The organism is Acidovorax lacteus, assembly GCF_039540375.1.
Taxonomy (GTDB): Bacteria; Pseudomonadota; Gammaproteobacteria; order Burkholderiales; family Burkholderiaceae_C; genus Acidovorax_G; species Acidovorax_G lacteus.
The window spans coordinates 21,872-40,786 of sequence record NZ_BAABEX010000007.1; the positions used below are offsets into that span (position 1 = coordinate 21,872).

Consider the following 18,915-nt stretch of genomic DNA (forward strand, 5'->3'; position numbering starts at 1 on the left):
TTCGGGGGCTGCCAGACCCCGCGCCAAGGCTATTGCAGCATGAAGGTCTCGTATTCGAGCCGGTTCAGCTGCCGCGACAGCAGATACAGGCCCGTGCACAGCGTCAGCAGCGTGGACAGCGCAAAGCCGTAGCCGTACAGGGCCGCGCCTGCGTACAGCGTGAAACCCGTGAGTGCGATGTTGAGCAGCACGAACTGCAGGCACAGCAACAGCACCACGCGCCGCTGGTCGAGATAGAAAAACACGTTGAGCACCGCCATCAGGCCCACCTGCAGGCCTGCACCGATCACCTGCACATGCAGCAGCGGAAGGTACAGGCGCGAGATACCCAGCCAGGACAGCAGCCACGGGCCCGCCACGAAGGTGACGAGAATGGCGAGCGTCTGGATCTTGCCGATCTCGGCCAGCCCTTGCTGGATGGAGTACACCATTTCGTCGCGCATCGACTCGATGTATTCGAGCGATCCGCCGCTGCGCACCGCGTCGTAGAACTTGTCGTAGTACTCGACGAAGTCGGTCTCGATCCGCACCAGAAACACCGCCATGCCCGGAATGATGGACAAGTAGGCCAGGAACACCGGAATGTCGTAGATCACCGACGCACGCAGCGCACCGATGATGGGCTCCGACGTAGGGGTGAAGTACCAGAACATGAACTTGTCAGCCCAGATGCCCAGGTTGTAGAGCAGCCCGATGGCCATCAGCGAGGGGTACAGCAGGCGCTTGTCCGCAAAGTTGAAGGCGATGAGGGGGCCGGGTGTATTGAACTCGCGCACCACCAGCACCCACATGCCCACCAGCAACACAAAGTTGCCCAGTACAAAGCCCCCGAGCAAGCCTTCGAGGCCCCAGGGGCGCATCAACAACGCACTGACCACGATGAGGGTGTAGGCCATCGCGAACAGCCCGACGATGGCCTTGTAGCGCTTCATGCCGGACAGCAGCACAGTGAGCACCCATACGGCGCACATCAGCGTGAAGCCCGCAAGCATCAGCAGGCGATAGAGCACGCCTTCGTTGTCCAGCACGGTGAACAGGCCAAGCGTGCCCAGCAGCGACGACACCGCGAGCACCACCAGCAGCAGCCCGTGCAGGTTGGGCAGGATGCTGTCGCGCCGTTTCTCGAACAGCCGGTCTGAAACAAAGCGCGTGAACGCCAGTTGTACCAGGCCTGTGAGGATGAGACTGCCGGCCACGAGGTAGGTGACCGATGTCTGAAACTGCGTGACCAGCACCGATGGCGTGACCACGCTGGCGCTGAAAATCCCGATCAGCAGGATGCCCACAATCGAGAACACCCACGGGCCCGAGCCAATCACCCCCGCGTAGGCATAGGCCTGCAGCAGGCTCACCAGCGTGTTCCTGCGCAGCATCTTGCGCAGCTCAAAACCAATACCTGCCATCAGTGCACCTCGGCCGATCGGGCGAAGGCGTCTTCGTACACCTTGCGGTACCGGTCAAACATCATCGTATCTGTGTAGTACCGTTCGACCCGCGCAATGGCCGCGCGGCTGGCGGCCTCCCAGGTGGCGGTGTCCTGCAGCAGCTCTAGAGAGGCATCTGCCAGCCTCTGCGGGTCGGCGATGGGGACGATCCGGCCCGAGGCACCCAGTGCCCGGTCGTCATCGTCCAGTCCTTCGACGAGCTGCCGGCACGAGCCCACATCGGTGCTGACCACGGGCACTCCGGCGGCATAGCCTTCCAGAATCACCAGCGGCAGCGCTTCGCTGATCGACGACAGGATGGTCAGCCCGATGCGCGGCATCAGGTCTTCCACCTTCTGGAAGCCCAGGAACTTGACCTGCGATTCCAGCCCCAGGCTGCGCACGAGGTTGTGGCATTCCTGGGCGTAGGCCGGGTCCTCTTCGGCCGGGCCTGCGATCCAGCCTTCGGCTTCGGGCATCTGGTTGACCACACGGCGCATCGCGCGGATGAAGGTCTTGATGTCCTTGATGGGCACAACGCGGCCGATCAGGCACAGCACAGGCGGCGGCGTGGCAGGGCGCTTGGCCCGCATCGGTACAAAGCGCGACAACTGGATGCCGTTCGGGATGTTGAAGGTGCGCTCCGGACGAGCGCCGTCGGTGACCTGGCGCAGCCGGTTCGCTTCGTACAGCGCAATGATTGGATCGGCCGCGTCATAGCAGAAGAACCCCAACCATTCGAAAAACTGGATCCACATTTGCCGGAAGTACGACAGCTCCGTCGGATCGCGCTGAAAGACGTTGCGGTTGTCCCGGATCCACTCGCTCTTGAAGAGGTCGATCTTGCGTTCTTTGGTATAGATGCCGTGTTCCGAGAGGATCAACGGGATCTTGCGACTGCGGCTCAGGAGTGCTCCCAGGTAGCCCGCGTAGCCTGTGGAAGCGCAGTGCACGACCTTTACCGGAATCAGCTCACGGGCCACCTTGGACAGCATCCACAGGGGCTGGTACATGATGCGCACCGTCCAGAAGAAATCGACGAAGGACGGATCGGTGCAGTGGCGGCGGTAGCTGTCGCAGATGATCTCCCAGGCGCGCTCGCTGTAGAGAAAATCGTCGAGCTGCAGCTTGCCCCCGGGCTCCATGTGTCGCGTGATCTCCTGAAAGATGGACATGGCCGCCTCGCGGCCACCGGCGTTCTCGAAGCGATCCAGCAGTTGCCGCACGAGCTCGAAGGCTTCGCGATCTCCTTTGCGGCGCGCGGGTAGCCCGTGGGCGCCCAGGTGTCCGTACAGGTAGTGCTCTTCAAAGTGCACCACGTTGTCCGGCAGCTGGTAGCGGAAGGCCTGGTAGTCGTCTCTTCGGCTGCCCAGGAAAACGATGGCGAAGCGGTACTCGGGGTAAGCGCGGATGATCTGGTTGATCCAGCTGGACACCCCTCCGCTCACGTACGGAAAGGTGCCCTCCAGAATCAGTGCGATATCGGCGTCCTGGGCGTGGGGATGGCTCATGACTGCTTCCAATAATCCACGACCGGCCGCAGGCGGGGCAGGGCACTCCATTGGCTAAGCTCCTGCACCAGCGCCTGGGTGCCGCGGTAGTCACGGCGCTCAAAGCAGATCTCCGCCTCGTAGGGCAGAACCCGTGTGGCAGGAAGTCCCAGCGCGCGGGCCCGTTGATAGGCCTGTTCGGCGTCGCTCAGGCGTCCCTGCAGGTGCAGCAGGCGACCGCGCCGCAGAACCAGGGCCGGTGTGTTTGGCTCCTCCTGCAAAACCCGATCGCAATAGCGCAAAGACTCCTGGATCGCGTGCAACCGGAGGTCGCCTTGCACGAGGTCCTGGTAGATCAGTTCCCAATACAAGTCGGAGAGCCGTCGCGCAGATTCGCTGCGGGCGGCCCGGGACGCACTGCCGTCTGCCAGGGCCTCTGCCTGGCGCAGGGCGTCCAGTTCGGCATCGATAGACCGGTTGATGCGCTTTTCAAGCGTATCCAGCATGCCGTACGCCAGCAAGCGCAGGTCTTCGCTGGGGTCGCTCAGCACGGTGCGCAACAGAGGCGATGCGACCCTGCCCGAAACATACTGAAGGGCGACCATGGCGCGCATGCGCGCAGACATGGGCGCTTGGGCATTGCCGAGGAACGAGCGCAGTCCTGCTTGGCGGAAGCTGCCTTGCATGCGCTGATGCAGATCGAACTGCGGCAGTACGACCGAGTCGAATGCGTCGGCAAGCATGGGGCTGCGGTACACCCGCAAGGTGATCACAGCCAGCAGCACGCCGACAAAGCCAGCCACCGGAATGGCAAAACTCAGGCAAGCCATCAGCGAAGCGACGGCCCAGCGGGGGCGCGCGCGCGCGCCTCGTACCAGTGGAAGCAGAAACAGCGACAGCAGTGCGCTGGCCAGGGCGTGCGCCGTCAGGTAGGCCACCAGGGCGGTGTTCGAGTGACCGTCCAGCGTGAGCACGCCGGTCCACGCGGCGATCTCGAGCGACAGCGCCCCGGCGCCCAGCTTATAGCTAAGCATGGGCAAGATCCTGAATACGTTGCAGGGCCTCCACAGGGGCCTGTGCAGGCAAGGGGATCACGTGGGCGAACACGCCAGACTCCGCCAGAGGCTGCCCGCTTTTTTGTTGTGACCAGTTCTCAATCCGGCTGATATACCCCTCGGCTGTGGCGGCATCTCCGAGAGGCATCAGCAGCGCCAAGACCTGCCGCTGCGGCCCTTCAATCAGCCAGCTTTCGTCCAGTTCGCGTTTGAGTCGGAGGATTTGCTGAGGCAACTCGCGCGCCACCGCGCGCGGCAAAAACTCCAGGGCCACGATGACGCTGGGAACCCGCGTGGTTTGGCCAATGTGAGCGAGACGTTGCACTTCAAAGGCGAACTCTGCAGGACACTCTGGCAGGCGCTCGATCACCGGCTGCGCGAGGGTCTGAACGGACAGACCGTCCGTGTAGTAGCCGAGCAGCAGGTTCAGCGTTTGCAGATTTTCCTCTTGCAGCGAGAAGAACGGCATCTCGTGGACGACGAGCAGCCCGTAGGTGGTGCCACCCAGGTCTTGCATGGGCGCGACGATCAGGTATTGGCTCTGTCGCTGCGAGGCCAGGGCCTGGCTGATGTGGCAGAGCTTGCCGGTTTCGAGCGCTTGTACGACGAGGGGATCGTCGAGTTGCACCGGTCGGGGCGTGCCAATCTCCGCCAGTGGTTGCGCGATCGCTGCATCGTCGACAACCGCATGAAGCGTGGCGGTCTCCAGTTGGCAGTACTGCGCCAGCAACCGAAGCAACAATTGCGCGCTTTCAGCGGGGGCATCACTGGGGCCTAGCCGCTGGAGGGACGAAAGGGCATCCCGCATCGACATCGGTCGGCCGATCAGCTCTTGCTCCAGCCGGTCATGCGATAGCCGCAGCAGGTAGTACTGTCGCACCAGGTGCTCCAGTCGCTGGTCCAGATACATCTGGACCGTTTCAGCCCGGCGCGTTCGTGCTTGCCACAGGCTCGAAAACTCGCCCACGAGCATGACCAGGATCAGGCCGCCCAGGAAGAACACCTTGGGAAACTCCGCGAAGTGCCCGATGTTCAGTGCCAGCCAGCACAGCAGCACGATGCAGGCGCCGCCCAGGCCGGCCAACGGGCCGTACCGCAAAGCCAGAATGACGGGAGCGAGCCACACCCATGGAAAGCCTGCCTGTACGCCCAGCGGATCTTCTGCGTTGGCATACAGGCCGATCGCGACCGTCACCAGCGGCAGCAGCAGCATCTCCACGAGCATGACCGTTGGGCGGGTCTCGGTCGTGGTGAGTCGCCCCACCAGCGCCCCGGTCAACTGAAACACACGCCCCATCGTGCGTGCTTGCTCTTGCGGCGCCGCACCAACGCGGCGGCGTGCTTGCGGGGCTGTCGTGTCTTCCGTCATGTCGCAGCTCAGGCCTTGCGTGGTCAACGGGCGCTGGCCAGACCGGTTTGCAGTAGCTCACGAATCAGCTTCTGCGCCACTGCCGCCAGGGCTTCGCGGCTCCAGCCGCTTTTGCCGCCCGCAGCGCTCCAGATCACGCGTCCAGTGCCCACGTCGACGATGCGCAGGGTCACGCCAACGGCTGGCTCACCGTCAACCCCCACCTTGTAACGCCACTCTTCCACGCTCCCCGTGAGGGCATAGCGGGCCTGCTGCTCGCGAGCCCAGGCAAGAGCCTCTTCTTGGCGACGCTGGTCGCCTGCGTCGAACAAGGCTTCCTGCTGAGCACCTGCGGGGGGCCTGCCGACCGTGCCCACGCCCCGCGCGTGCAGCAGGGCCTCGGCGATGGCTTCTGCGCGCTGTCCTGCGAGCGGGGTCTCTGTATGGTTGGCAAACGGCAGTACCACCCAGCTTGCAGACTTCTCAAGCGCCGGCGGTGTACCGCGGTCGAGCGTCGTACAGGCGGAGAGGAAAACGAGCAAGCCCGCAAAGGCGGCGATCAGGAACCGGTGAATGAGAGGTCGAGAGTGGCGCATAGTCGTCTTTCGTGCAGCAGAAAACTCAGAAGTGAAGGCGGTAGGTCACTTGCAGGTCGCGGGTGCTCCCCAGGGACTGCAGACCAGATTTGCCGATGGCCCACCGGATACTCAGGTGGTCTGGCCCCAGAACGCTGCCGGCCAAGCCCAGCCGCAATCCGTACCCAGGGCCCAGTTGTGTATGCCAGGTGCGACTGACAGCAGCAAACGGCTGCAGTGCCCGGCTGTACTCGGTTTCATACCGCACGTTTGTCGAGGCCTGCAAGCCGTAGTAGCCGAAGCTTTCCGGCAGGAAATAGCCAGGATCGGTGGGGCCCGATTCGGGGGGGAGGAGCCGACGATATGCTTGGTCGATAGGGCCAAGACTGGCAGGGTCCGTGCGGCGGAATTGATGGTATGAACCAAATGCGCCGAACTCGACGCTCGGTGTCTCAATGCGCCAGGCATGCAGGTAGTCAAGCCAAGCGCGCCGACTGCTGCCGACGAGGCCCCCGGTCTGCAGATGGAAGCGTTCACTGGCCAGCGTAAGTGCCAGTACGTCGCGTCGCGTCGCTTGTAGCCGTACCGTGATGGACGCTCGGTCTTTCATTCCGGCGAGCCGGAGTGGCAGGCTTTCGTCGGACTGCAGATCACCGCCTAGAGACACTCGCACCGATAGCCCGTGGTCGAGGCGTTGTTCATGCTCGATCTGCCATGGCGTGTAGCTGGCCAGACTCTGTCGGCGAGCCACCCGCAACACGGACTCGCCATGTCGATGCGTCCACAGCCATTGGGCCGTGAATGCTTTCTCCTGGGGTGGATCAATCAGCACCCGCTGCGCCGTACTGACCCGCCGCCGACTCTCGTGGCCCAATTGGAGGGTCAGCCGCGGGTGGATGGCGATATGCACGTTTTCGGCCAGCGTCTGTTCCTCCATGCCTCCCAACCGCTCGTTGCGCGCCGTGACCTTGGCCTGGTGGCTGAAAGCAAGCAGACTCTCGGTGAGCTGCAGGTGCGTGGGGTTGTCGTCGTACTGTGCGTCCTGCGCTTCGAACGCTGCACTTTGTGCCACGCGCATGTCGCGCACGGCGCGGGCTGCGTTGACACGGTCGTAGCGGGGCAATCGCTCGTCGAAGGTTTCGAGAAGACGTCCAGAGGCTTCGCGGTCGTCTTCTGCAAGCGCCACGGTAATGTCGGCCCACAGGGGGCGGTTCACCCTCTGACTGCGGTTGCGCGCGTACTGATGCCAGAGAAACGCGCGTTCGGCGCTGTATTCGCTGGCGTCTTGCAACCATCCGATCGCGGTCTCGGCCGCAGCATTGGAGAAGCCTTGCCGCGCATCCCGATCGAGACGCAGCAGCTCCCGCAGCACCTCATGGGCGGGGTCTCCGCGCTGTTGTGTCAGCACCAGCCGGGCGCGCGCGACGCGGCGTGTCTGGTCCAGCGATTCCTCGGTCAGCCAGCGTTCACGAATCTGCGCAGGGGTCAGCCGCTGGCCATCGGGCCCCTGGCGCAGCGATTCCCATTGCCGTGCCATCAGCGTGCGACGCAGCCGCCAGGCGCGATCACTTTGCTGGTTCTGGTCCAGGGCATCGGCATAGTTCATCAGCCACAGAAAATCGTTCTCATGCTGAGGCACCCGGGGGGTCAGGTACCGGTCGAGCGCCGTTTGGGGCAAAGACAGTGCCTGGTAGGCTGCCGCGAGCGCGTCGTGCATGCTCGCATCGCGGGACCAGCGCGGCTCATGCAGTGTGAGCAAGGTGCGCAGCGATACGGCATCGTTGCCATCGATGAAAAGCCAGATCAGGGCTTGCCGCATGTCCGCCGATTCCGGGCTGATGCGCAGCCCAGCCTCGAAGTGGCTGCGGGCTTCCTGCATGCGACCCGCTTGCTGGTGGTAGCTTCCCACCAGGCGCAGGAACTCGGGCTCCTGCCGCAAGCGCGACAAAGACCTCCGTTGGGCCTTGGGGCTTCCATCGATGCGTGCGAGCAGTGCGGCGAAGCGGTCCCACTGGTTGCGGTTCTGATAAATCGTAAGGGCCTGCAGCACATGGCGTGGCTGGTCAAAACGTTCCCAGGCATGCACGGCAATCTGTGCAGCGTCCAATGGCTGATCGAGCAGCAAGAGCCGGATCAGCGCGTCATGGTCGCCCAGATCCGCATCGGGTTGTGCAAGCAGTGCGCGGTAAGCCTTGATGGCCAGAGCCTGCTTTTGCCGACCCTCGGCCAGTTGTCCGGTCAAGCGCCAGTAGTCGGCAGCGTCTTCGTCGGCTTGTGTGGGCGGGGCTGACGATTCGAGCCAGCGCAGCCCTTCATCGGCGTGGCCCTGCAGCAGGGCCAGCACCGCTGCCCGCATGGCGCGCTCTGCCGTATTCTCGCCCGGCATGGCCAGCAGCTTGCGCCAGGCCTCCAGCCCCATGGCAGGCTTGCCAGCACGCTCTGCCAGATTCGCAAACAGCTCCAAGGTGTCTGCATCGTGGGCTTGCGCGCTGAGCAGTTCGAGCGCCGGTTGGGGGTCGCCGATCCGCTCGTAGGCGTCCACCAGTTCTTCCAGGAGTTGGCGGTTGCCAGGCTCCTTGCGCAGCTGGTAGCGCAGGCCCTGCACCAGGGCCTCATCGTCAAACTGGCCCGGTGCAAGGCGCAGCACCGCTTGCCATGCGTCGTCGCGCTGCGTTTTCTGGGCCACATACAGCCAGTTCTCCAGGGCTACGTCTGGGCGTTGCGTCCAGTCTGACACTCGGGCAAGACGCTCACGCCAGAGCAGGCTGTTCGGTTGCTGCCGTACAGCAGCCTGCGCCACAGCCCAGGCATCTTCCTGCTTGCCATTTTCCAGAAACACCTCGTAGCCGAGCGTGTAGATGCGGTCATCAAAGGGCAGGGCTGGTGCCTGAGGCTGGCGTGGCCGTGCGGGCGCAGTCTGTGGCGCACTGGCTGCGGTACGCAGCGTGAGGGTCGAGCCGCCGAGCCAGGATGCGCCGTCATCGAAACGCCGCTGCGCCACGGGCTGTAGGGTCCCTGCTTGGGCCACCCCGGCCGCCGCTATGTCATCCGCCTGCAAGGCCGTCTCCGTGTCCCACTGGCGCGCCAGTGCCAGGCGCAGCAGTTGGCGCACGTAGCGGTCTGCCACGTCCGGGCGGCCTGCTGCGCGCGCCAGCTCGGTCATGAAAATCAGGATGTCGCGGTCTCCCTCCAGATCGCCGATCTCCCGCTGTGCCAGTTCGAGAGCTTCGCGTGGCTGGTTGCCGGACTGCAGGGCGCGCACCGCAGCCAGAAAGTAAGCCCGAGAACGCTGCGGGTCCTGTGTGGCGCGCCGGGCAAGCAGGTACAGATCTGCGCTGCCGGCGTAGTCGCCCACACCCAGGGCCTCCCGCGCTGCGCGCTCATAACGTGGCTCTGCTTCGACGGGATGGTCGGGGTCCATCGCCATATCACGGCTGATGCGAGCACTCAGTTGGCGTTCTCCGAACTGCGTCGCCAGCCGCATGATGGCCATCTGACGCTCAAGGGGCCACTGTTCGTTGGCGAGCGCATGCAACTGCGCACGCAAGGCGTTCATGCGCTGTTGCCGCAGTTGCGGCTCAGTGTCCGGCGTCCGCTGGTACTCGATGTATGAAAGCTCCCACAAGGCCCACAGTGCATCGCGATGCACCTCGGGTCGGGGCGACTGCAGGGCGGGTTCGAGCGTCTTGCGGGCTTCGTTCAGTTCGCCATGTGCCAGTTGACGCTGGGCCAGCAGCAGCCGCAGTTGCGGGTTTTCCGGATCGCTGCGCAGCAGGTTGTGCAGATAGGCGACCGAGAGTGCCGACTCGGAGGTCTGTGCCAGGCGACGCTCCAGATCCTGACGGGGGTAGAGCATCCACAAACCCCCGCCCACCAGCGATGCCAGCAGCGTGATCAGCCACGCGGGCGCCAGAATGGGCCGCTCAGCGGGACGCGCACTGTAGGACGATTTGCGCTGCAGCATGGGGGATACGGAAAGAAACTTGTCCAGGAACGCTGGAGGCTTGGGCTTTCGGAAGAGGCGTTGGCGCAATCGGCCGCTGGTCGGCCAGCGCGGAGCAGCCTGTCATGCCCGCGAAGCTGACCTCGATGGGCCCGTGGCCGCGGAACTGCGCTTCCACGCGCCTGCCGCCGTCGGAAGTTTTCCAGCCGACCAGTCTGGCATTGGCCTCGGTCAGGTAAGGGCCGGTGGGAGGCTCCTGAGTCGGACGGCTCACAAACCAGGCGCTGGGGCTTGCCAGGTGCGCATACACGCCCTCTGCCCCGGGTGCGAACCCCGCGACATTCCGGCTTTGGCCGAGTGTCGGGGTCCCGAGCGCGGAGGGCAGTCGCAGGGTTCGCAAATGACCGTCACCACGCACGCGCCAGCCGCCGCCTTCCTTGGCCAAGGCATAGCCATGAAAGTCTCGCACCTTGTGAATGAACTCCGAGGCAAAGATCGGATGCAGCGGCTGCGACAGCGCCCAGTTGTAGACGGTATGCAGCGCCCTGAGGCCGGCGCGCTTGCTGGCTGAATAGGTGTGGTAGTAAATGCCCACAGGCTTGATGCGCCGGGGCTTGTCGGTCATTTCGAATGTTTCCAAGACGCGCTCGAAGCCATAGAAAGGCCCGCGCCACAGGTTGGTGTACAGGTTCTCGTTGGTGATGGGTGCGTACACCTGAAGTTGCCCGTCCATCAGCAGTCCGTGTGCACCAATGGCCGTGATCGAGGGGTTGGCTTTGGTGATCGTGGTGTCACCACCGTTCATGTTCAACAAACCTGCGTCCTCCGTGATTGCGAGCGCGCGGGCATTGGGGGCTGTGTCGCCAGACCACAGCATGATCTTGACCTTCTTGCCCGGCGGTGCCAAACGTTCGTTGATGTACTGCGACGAGCCCACGATTTCACGGGTGAGGTCCATCTTGTAGCCAGGCAGGGGCAAGTGCTGGGGGAGCCTTGGGTCCTCCAGGAATCGGCCGTGAGGTCTGGACGGGTCCCACAGGTAGGGGTGGGCGAAGCTGTGACTGGCCACTTCGACGTGCGGCAGACGGAACATCCGGCGCGCGATGTCTTCCATTTCCTTGCTGTCTGCGGGATGCAGCCCGTGCGGTGCGGTTTCACCCTCCACCACCGACATGGCCGTTGGCAACTTGTAGCGCTCTAGTACCTCTTGCAGCAGCACCGCCGGAGCGAGGGGGCTGCCTGCGAATTCAGCGCGAGAGGGAAAACCGTCGCCGTCGATGTGCACCAACAGCAGGCGGCGGCCGTTCTCAGTCGTGATGTCTGGCACGGGCAGCGGCTGAAGACGCAGAGCCTGTGTCACAAAGGCAAACGGATCAATGACCCAGCGCGCAAAGTCGGTGCCTGGTACCTTGGCAAGTACGTACGGATCCAGCGCCAGCCCCCCCCACGGAGTGATCGCAGCGCCTGTGTACTCTTGGCCCTTTGCATCGCGCAGCTGCAAGAGCGAGCGGGCTTCCCGACCCACGGCGTTGTCCAGCCGGAACGGATCGGCCTGCTCCAGGTTTTCGAGTGGCATCTCGAATCCCATCATCGGATCTTGCCGAAGGATGCGCAGCGGCGAGCGTGGCGCTTCTGCTCCCACTTGCAGGCCCAGGCGTTGGGCCAGGGCCCGATCGGGGGCCAAGCCCAGGTCGCCCAGGATGGCCAGAGGCATTCCTTCGCCCATGCGCGCTTGCAGCCAACGGCTGAGTGGCCGGCGATGGGGCTCCGGCAGAAAACCCGAGAACCACGTGACCACCCCCGCATAGCGGTCTGCAAGCACACCTTCCGGCAGCGGCTCGCGTGCGTCGGCGTAGTCCACCACGTAGCCCAGGTGATTCAACGGCATCTGAAGGTAGCGATGCGGGTTCGAATACCGAAGGGCCGGTGATTCCGCGCTGCTGTAGAGAATCAGGATTCGCCGAGGCACCGGCTCGATGGCCCCCATGCCAATGGTGTGCAACTGGCTGTCGGTCACCCAGGGCGTCAGCCCGTGGGAGCGGATCTGTTCGGCTGTCTGGCGGGTCAGTTCGCGCTGGTGTGGCGGAACATAGTCGATCACCAAGCCGGGAATGCCGTGCTGCTCCTTGGCCGTGCGCAGTTGCTGCAGCAGCCACGCGCGGTCGTTTTCGGGAACTTCCTCGTATCGTTGGGCTTCTGCATTCCAGCGGCGATACAGCGACTCGGCTGCCACCATCTGCACCTTGCCCGGTACCCGTGGCAGGATTTCGAAACCGCGGTTGAGGATCAGCCGGATGCCCGGAAAGCGTCGGTGCAGCGTCTCCAGCAGACGCACCAGCCCATCCTGCTGCGCTGCTTCGTCGAACTGCTGGGCCAGGCGGTACGAGTCCAGCGTGTCCAGGAAAAAGCCTCGGTAGCCCTTGGCCCAGAGCGGGCCGACCACCTCATTCGCGAAGAACTCCGGCCACTCGGCAGGGGTCTGGTCAATGACATCGGTGCGCCAAGCGCCGTTGCGCGCCATTTTCCAGGCGGTCGGAATGCGGGCGTGGTACGGCCGGCTGGGATGGGCTTCTGCCACCGATGCATACGCATAGAGCTCCAGGCCTCGTTCGCGCCAGGTCTTCGGGTCGTGGCCGTGGTCTGCTTCCACGACCACGATGTCGAATGCCCGCCATTCGGTCAGCGGAATCGAATGGCCGTAATACAGCGCGACGGCTGGCGTGCCAAGTGGCTGCGCCTGGGCTGCGGGCCAGAGCCCCAGCCCGGCGGCACCCATCAGGGCCCAAAGCAGGCGTTTGAGAGATCGCATCAGAAAGGCTCGTGGCTTTCGTTGTGGCCGCTTGCCAGATGGGGCAAAGCGCCGATTGGCTGGAGCTTCCGCACATTGTGCGCCGCACGTGTGGCGGTCTGCAAAAAATGTGTCTTTATGTAATTATCTATCAAATGAAGCTTGGCGATTGTGGCGTAAAGTTCGGCTGCGGCAGCACATCAGCCGGATGATCGGCATGGAAGAGCCACCGGACGGCACCGCGCCGTCGCCTGAAGACCCGCGCAGGTGGCTGCGCTTGATTCAAGGAGTACCGACATGATTCTTGTGACCGGAGGGGCTGGATTCATTGGGTCACACACCTGTGTGGCGTTGGCAGAGGCCCAAGTTCCGTTTGTGATCCTGGACAACTTTTCCAACAGCCGGCGTTCGGTGGTGGATCGGCTGTCCCGGATCCTGGGCTTTGCCCCTGAGGTGGTGGAGGCAGACGTGCGCGACCGCGCTGCGCTGGACGCGGTGTTTGCGCGCTATCCGATCAATGGGGTGATCCATTTCGCAGCTTTCAAAGCCGTGGGGGAGTCGGTGCGGGAGCCGCTGGCGTACTACGACAACAACGTGGCGGGCACCGTCACGCTCTTGCAGGCGATGCGTGCGGCCCAGGTACGCACGCTGGTGTTTTCATCGTCCGCTACGGTCTATGGTGAGCCCGCGTCCTTGCCCATCCGTGAGGACTTTCCCTGCTCTGCCACCAATCCGTATGGCTGGTCCAAGCTCATGATGGAGCAGGTGCTGGCCGATCTGGACACCGCGGAGCCCGGGCAGTGGCACATTGCGCGCCTGCGGTACTTCAACCCGGTGGGGGCACACGCCAGCGGCCTGATCGGCGAAGACCCGCAGGGGGTGCCCGGCAATCTGCTGCCCTTTGTGGCCCAGGTGGCGGCCGGCTGGCGCGACCGGTTGGCGGTGTTCGGCAACGACTATCCGACGCCCGACGGCACGGGGCTGCGCGACTACATCCATGTGACCGATCTCGCGGCAGGCCATGTGGCGGCCTTGCGCTACCTGAGGGAGCATCCGGGCTTGCTCACAGTCAACCTTGGCACGGGCCGGCCGGTGTCGGTGCTCGAGATGGTGCGGGCGTTCGAGCGGGCGAGCGAAAGCCCCGTGCCGTTCGACGTGGTGGCGCGCCGGCCGGGGGATGTGGCGCGCTGCTGGGCCGATCCGGCAAAGGCCGAATCGCTGTTGGGCTGGCGGGCCGAGTTGGGCTTGGACCGCATGTGCGCCGACGCCTGGCGCTGGCAGAACGGTGTGGCGCGCATGCTGCGGGACATGGACACCCAGGGCTGAGCATCCGGCAAGGCCATCGGATGGTGGGCAGAGGCTTTGAGCCAAATGCAAGGCTTGTGCTTTTGTATGCTGGATTCGGTGCTATTTATTCAATAGCATTTGTAAGGAATCGCCTCGTGGCGGGTGGCGGGACTCTGCGCAGCCCACGCGGCCGCAAGGTGCGGCGGATAGAATGTGTGTTTTTCCCGACCAGCAAGAGCGAGAAAGGCATCCTGGTTATGACACCGCGAACTACTACACCCTGGAGGATGTCCGGCCTGTGAGCCGGTGGTTCGCGCCTGCTCGAGATCGTCGACTCCCTCATCAAAGCGCGGACCGGTTCCGCGCTTTTTTTTGCCTGCTCTCAAGGCGCGCCTCTCGGATCGACGCCCCCCATCATTCCAAAGGATTGTTCCCATGGTTCACATCACGCTTCCCGACGGTTCGCAACGCGCCTTTCCGGGCCCGGTCACGGTGGCCGAGGTGGCTGCATCGATTGGCGCAGGCCTTGCCAAGGCTGCCTTGGCTGGCAAGATCGGCGACAAGGTCGTGGACACCAGCCATCGCATCGAACAGGACAGCCCGCTGTCCATCGTCACAGCCAAAGACGCCGACGGCCTGGAAGTCATCCGCCACTCCACCGCCCACTTGCTGGCCTATGCCGTCAAGGAGCTGTTCCCCGATGCGCAGGTCACCATCGGCCCGGTGATTGAGCACGGCTTCTATTACGACTTTTCCTACAAGCGCCCGTTCACGCCCGAAGACCTGGCCGCCATCGAAAAGCGCATGGCCGAACTGGCCGCAAAGGACGAGCCCGTGGTGCGCCGGGTGCTGCCCCGCGATGAGGCGGTGGCCTACTTCAAGGGCCTGGGCGAGCACTACAAGGCTGAGATCATCGCCAGCATTCCGTCGAACGAGGACGTTTCGCTGTACCGCGAAGGCGGCTTCGAAGACCTGTGCCGTGGCCCGCACGTGCCCAGCACAGGCAAGCTCAAGCACTTCAAGCTCATGAAGGTGGCGGGCGCCTACTGGCGCGGCGACCACCGCAACGAGATGCTGCAGCGCATCTACGGCACGGCCTGGGCCAGCAAGGAGGATCTGCAGAGCTACCTGACGATGCTGGAAGAGGCCGAAAAGCGCGACCACCGCAAGCTGGGCCGCGAACTGGACCTGTTTCACATCGACGAGCACTCGCCTGGCACCGTGTTCTGGCACCCCAAGGGGTGGACGCTGTGGCAGGAGGTGGAGCAGTACATGCGCCGTGTGTACCGTGACAACGGTTACCAGGAGGTCAAGGGCCCGCAGATCCTGGACAAGACACTCTGGGAAAAAACCGGCCACTGGGACAAGTACCGCGACAACATGTTCACCACCGAATCGGAAAAGCGCGACTACGCGCTCAAGCCGATGAACTGTCCGGGCCACATCCTGATCTTCAAGCAGGGCATCAAGAGCTATCGCGATCTGCCCCTGCGCTACGGCGAGTTCGGCCAGTGCCATCGCAACGAGCCCACGGGCGGGCTGCACGGCATCATGCGCGTGCGCGGCTTCACGCAGGACGACGGCCACATCTTCTGCACTGAGGACCAGATCCAGTCGGAGGTGAAGGCCTTCACCACGCTGCTGCAGAAGGTGTACCGCGACTTCGGCTTCACCGACATCATCTACAAGCTCTCCACGCGGCCCGAAAAACGCATCGGCACCGAAGAGAGCTGGGACCGTGCCGAAAACGCGCTGGCAGAAGGCTTGCGCGCTTCGGGCTGTGAGTTCACGTATCTGCCGGGGGAAGGGGCTTTTTACGGTCCCAAGATCGAGTACACCCTCAAGGATGCATTGGGTCGCGAATGGCAGTGCGGCACCATCCAGGTCGATCCGAACCTGCCCGAGCGTCTGGAAGCGGAGTTTGTGGGTGAAGACGGCCAGCGTCATCGGCCCGTCGTGCTGCATCGCGCCATTGTTGGCAGCCTGGAGCGCTTCATCGGGATCCTGATCGAGCAACATGCGGGCGCACTGCCTGTCTGGCTGTCGCCGGTGCAGGTTTCGGTGCTCAACATCACCGATGCGCAAGGCGATTACTGTCGTGAAATCGCTGCACGGCTGCAAAAAGCGCTGCCAAATCAAGACCTTAGGGTGGTGACCGATCTGCGTAACGAAAAGATTACGTATAAAATACGCGAGCACGCCCTGAAAAAGACTCCGTACATCTTGGTGGCCGGAGACAAAGAGAAGGCGGCAGGCGCGGTCGCCGTTCGCGCCCGGGGCAACAAAGACCTGGGTGTGATGCCGGTAGAGGCCTTCGTGGAACTCATCGCCAAGGACATCGCCGCCAAATCATGATGCGAATCCGCTGCACGGCATTGGGGCTGTGCAGCGGTTCAATGTTGCCGCCTCGGGCGGCGTTTGATCGAAGGTGAGAGCCATAGCTACTGAATTTCGTGACCGTCGGCAGCGGGAAGAGCGCAAGCACCGACTGAACCGGGAAATCATGGCCCCGGAAGTGCGTCTGTCCGGCCCGGAAAACGAGCCCCTGGGCATCGTGAGTCTGGCCGAGGCCCTGCGCATGGCAGGTGACCTGGACGTGGATCTGGTCGAGATTGCGGCCACGGCGAATCCGCCAGTCTGCCGCCTGATGGACTATGGCAAGTTCAAGTACCAGGAGCAGAAGAAGGCTGCCGAAGCCAAGGCCAAACAGACGGTCATTGAAATCAAGGAAGTCAAGTTCCGCCCTGGCACTGACGACGGCGACTACAACATCAAGCTGCGCAATATCCGCCGTTTTCTGGCGGACGGTGACAAGTGCAAGATCACGCTGCGCTTCCGGGGGCGCGAGATCACGCACCAGGAACTCGGACTGGCGCTGCTGAACCGCATCCGGGATGATCTGGCCGATCTGATCGTAGTCGAGCAGTTTCCGAAGCTTGAGGGCCGCCAGATGATCATGATGATCGCCCCTGGCAAGAAGAAGCCGGCCCCGGCGGCAAAGGCTCCCGGAGAAGGCGCAGCGCCTGCGGCCTGAGACCCGCCCGAATTTTGGCTGGTCAGCAATGTGGAAGGACCTTCGGGTTCTTCGACGGCATCGCAAGCCTGGCTTGCGGTGGACGCGGAGGGAAACCTCCGCATCAAAAGTGGCTCGGGGCCAACAAGTTTGCAGATCGGTTTGCAAACGCCTCGCGAGCACAAACAACGAGGAGCATTTCAATGCCCAAGATGAAGACCAAGAGCAGCGCGAAAAAGCGTTTCCGCGTTCGTCCCGGTGGCACCGTCAAGCGCGGTCAAGCCTTCAAGCGTCACATCCTGACGAAGAAGACCACCAAGAACAAGCGTCAGTTGCGCGGTGCAGTGGCGGTGCATGAGACCAACATGGGTCACATGGCACAGATGCTGCCCTTTGCTGGCCTGTAATAACTGACGAACAAGGAGTACACACATGCCTCGCGTCAAACGTGGTGTAACGGCTCGCGCCCGTCACAAGAAGGTTCTCGCCCTTGCCAAGGGTTTCCGTGGCCGTCGTGGCAACGTTTTCCGCATCGCCAAGCAGGCGGTGATGAAGGCGGGCCAGTACGCCTACCGTGATCGCCGTACCAAGAAGCGCGTGTTCCGCCAACTGTGGATCGCTCGTATCAATGCGGCCGCTCGGGAACTGGGCCTGACCTACAGCCAGTTCGCCAATGGCCTCAAGAAGGCGTCGATCGAAATCGACCGCAAGATGCTGGCGGATCTCGCCGTGCACGACAAGGCTGCCTTCGGCAGCATCGTGGAGCAAGTCAAGGCCAAGCTGGCTGCTTGATTTCACGATGGGGTGGCTGCCCGCAGCCACCCCGCGCCATCAGCAAGGGCTAGGGCTTGAAAAGGCGCTAGCCCTTGTTTCTTCCCGGGGAGCACTATGAACGAGTTGGACACCTTGGTCGAAAGCGCCACGCGGCTGTTTGCCCAGAGCGCAACGCCTGCCGAACTGGAAAACGCCAAAGCCCAGTACTTGGGCAAGTCGGGCCAGATCACCGAACTGATGAAGGGCATGGCCCAGCTGTCGGTCGAAGACAAGAAAACCCGGGGCGCTGCCATCAACGCGGCCAAGCAAGCCATTGAAGCGGCGCTGACGGCACGCCGTCAGGCCATGGCCGAAGCGGAACTGCAGGCCCAGTTGCAGGCGGAGGCCCTGGACGTGAGCCTGCCGGGTCGCCAGCGTGGCACGGGGGGATTGCATCCGGTTTCGCTCACGCTGGAGCGTATCGAGCGCATCTTCGGCTCCATGGGCTTCGATGTGGCCGAAGGGCCTGAGATCGAAACCGACTGGTTCAACTTCACTGCGCTGAACACGCCGGCAGACCATCCGGCACGCTCGATGCACGACACCTTCTACGTGGAAGGTGGCACACCTGAGGCGCCGCTGCTGCTGCGCACCCACACCAGCCCGATGCAGATTCGCCATGCGGTGCAGCATGTCAAGCGCCACCGCGGACTGCTGGATGCAGGACAGACCATGCCCGAGATCCGGGTGATTGCACCCGGCCGCACCTACCGCGTGGACAGCGATGCCACACATTCGCCCATGTTCCACCAGTGCGAGGGCCTGTGGATCGGCGAGAACGTGAGCTTCAAGGATCTGAAGGTGGTGTTCACCGATTTCTGCCGCACCTTCTTTGAAAGTGACGACCTCGTCTTGCGCTTTCGGCCCAGCTTTTTTCCGTTCACCGAGCCCAGTGCCGAGATCGATATCCAGTTCCAAACAGGGCCACTGGCGGGTCGCTGGCTGGAGGTTGCGGGTTCCGGTCAGGTCCATCCGAATGTGGTGCGGAACATGGGCCTCGACCCCGAGCGCTACATCGGTTTTGCCTTTGGCATGGGGCCGGACCGCCTGACCATGTTGCGCTATGGCGTGAACGACCTGCGCCTGTTCTTCGATGGCGACATCCGCTTCCTGTCGCAGTTTCAGTAAGCCTTTTCCGCCGACGACCGAATATCCGGGGCCCCGGGCCCCGGCAGACAC

General features: G+C 63.4%; 13 protein-coding genes. 6 read left to right on the forward strand and 7 right to left on the reverse strand.

Annotation, left to right across the window (positions count from 1 at the left end; all coding sequences use genetic code 11):
* Positions 1-29: 29 nt before the first annotated feature.
* From pelG to ABD866_RS03630, 7 genes are read right to left on the reverse strand one after another with little or no spacing between them, the layout of a single operon-like run.
* Entirely contained in the window at positions 30-1,403 is a 1,374-nt protein-coding gene (pelG, locus tag ABD866_RS03600) for an exopolysaccharide Pel transporter PelG (RefSeq protein WP_345061228.1), read from the reverse strand.
* Complete coding sequence (gene pelF / locus ABD866_RS03605) at positions 1,403-2,935, reverse strand: GT4 family glycosyltransferase PelF (protein ID WP_345061230.1); 1,533 nt, start codon at positions 2,933-2,935, stop codon at positions 1,403-1,405. The genes pelG and pelF overlap by 1 nt, the downstream gene beginning before the upstream one ends.
* Positions 2,932-3,948, reverse strand: coding sequence for a hypothetical protein (locus tag ABD866_RS03610; RefSeq protein ID WP_345061232.1), 1,017 nt, complete (start codon positions 3,946-3,948; stop codon positions 2,932-2,934). The genes pelF and ABD866_RS03610 overlap by 4 nt, the downstream gene beginning before the upstream one ends.
* Positions 3,941-5,338 carry a PelD GGDEF domain-containing protein gene (locus tag ABD866_RS03615; protein ID WP_345061234.1) on the reverse strand — a complete coding sequence of 466 codons (1,398 nt, stop codon included), beginning with the start codon at positions 5,336-5,338 and terminating at the stop codon, positions 3,941-3,943. The genes ABD866_RS03610 and ABD866_RS03615 overlap by 8 nt, the downstream gene beginning before the upstream one ends.
* A gap of 23 nt (positions 5,339-5,361) precedes the next feature.
* Complete coding sequence (locus ABD866_RS03620; RefSeq protein ID WP_345061236.1) at positions 5,362-5,913, reverse strand: penicillin-binding protein activator LpoB; 552 nt, start codon at positions 5,911-5,913, stop codon at positions 5,362-5,364.
* 25 nt (positions 5,914-5,938) lie between these two features.
* On the reverse strand, positions 5,939-9,856 hold the full coding sequence (locus ABD866_RS03625; RefSeq protein WP_345061238.1) for a tetratricopeptide repeat protein: 3,918 nt from the start codon (positions 9,854-9,856) through the stop codon (positions 5,939-5,941).
* On the reverse strand, positions 9,816-12,644 hold the full coding sequence (locus ABD866_RS03630) for a bifunctional glycoside hydrolase/polysaccharide deacetylase family protein (protein WP_345061240.1): 2,829 nt from the start codon (positions 12,642-12,644) through the stop codon (positions 9,816-9,818). Before ABD866_RS03630 ends, ABD866_RS03625 begins: the two co-directional genes overlap by 41 nt.
* Positions 12,645-12,920: 276 nt before the next feature.
* Between ABD866_RS03630 and galE the strand changes: the two genes are divergently transcribed.
* From galE to pheS, 6 genes are all read left to right on the forward strand, one after another.
* Positions 12,921-13,949, forward strand: coding sequence for a UDP-glucose 4-epimerase GalE (gene galE, locus ABD866_RS03635; protein ID WP_345061242.1), 1,029 nt, complete (start codon positions 12,921-12,923; stop codon positions 13,947-13,949).
* Positions 13,950-14,345: 396 nt separating this feature from the next.
* Positions 14,346-16,265 (forward strand): threonine--tRNA ligase, encoded by a 1,920-nt coding sequence (gene thrS, locus ABD866_RS03640; protein ID WP_345061244.1) that lies wholly within the window; start codon positions 14,346-14,348, stop codon positions 16,263-16,265.
* A 73-nt stretch (positions 16,266-16,338) separates the two neighbouring features.
* The gene (gene infC / locus ABD866_RS03645; protein ID WP_345061246.1) at positions 16,339-16,944 is read left to right on the forward strand and encodes a translation initiation factor IF-3; all 606 of its coding nucleotides are present in this window, start codon (positions 16,339-16,341) and stop codon (positions 16,942-16,944) included.
* 182 nt (positions 16,945-17,126) lie between these two features.
* Entirely contained in the window at positions 17,127-17,330 is a 204-nt protein-coding gene (gene rpmI, locus ABD866_RS03650) for a 50S ribosomal protein L35 (protein ID WP_013519334.1), read from the forward strand.
* 25 nt (positions 17,331-17,355) lie between these two features.
* Entirely contained in the window at positions 17,356-17,715 is a 360-nt protein-coding gene (gene rplT, locus ABD866_RS03655) for a 50S ribosomal protein L20 (RefSeq protein WP_005795139.1), read from the forward strand.
* A gap of 96 nt (positions 17,716-17,811) precedes the next feature.
* Positions 17,812-18,864 (forward strand): phenylalanine--tRNA ligase subunit alpha, encoded by a 1,053-nt coding sequence (gene pheS, locus ABD866_RS03660; protein ID WP_345061252.1) that lies wholly within the window; start codon positions 17,812-17,814, stop codon positions 18,862-18,864.
* The last annotated feature ends 51 nt before the right edge of the window (positions 18,865-18,915 follow it).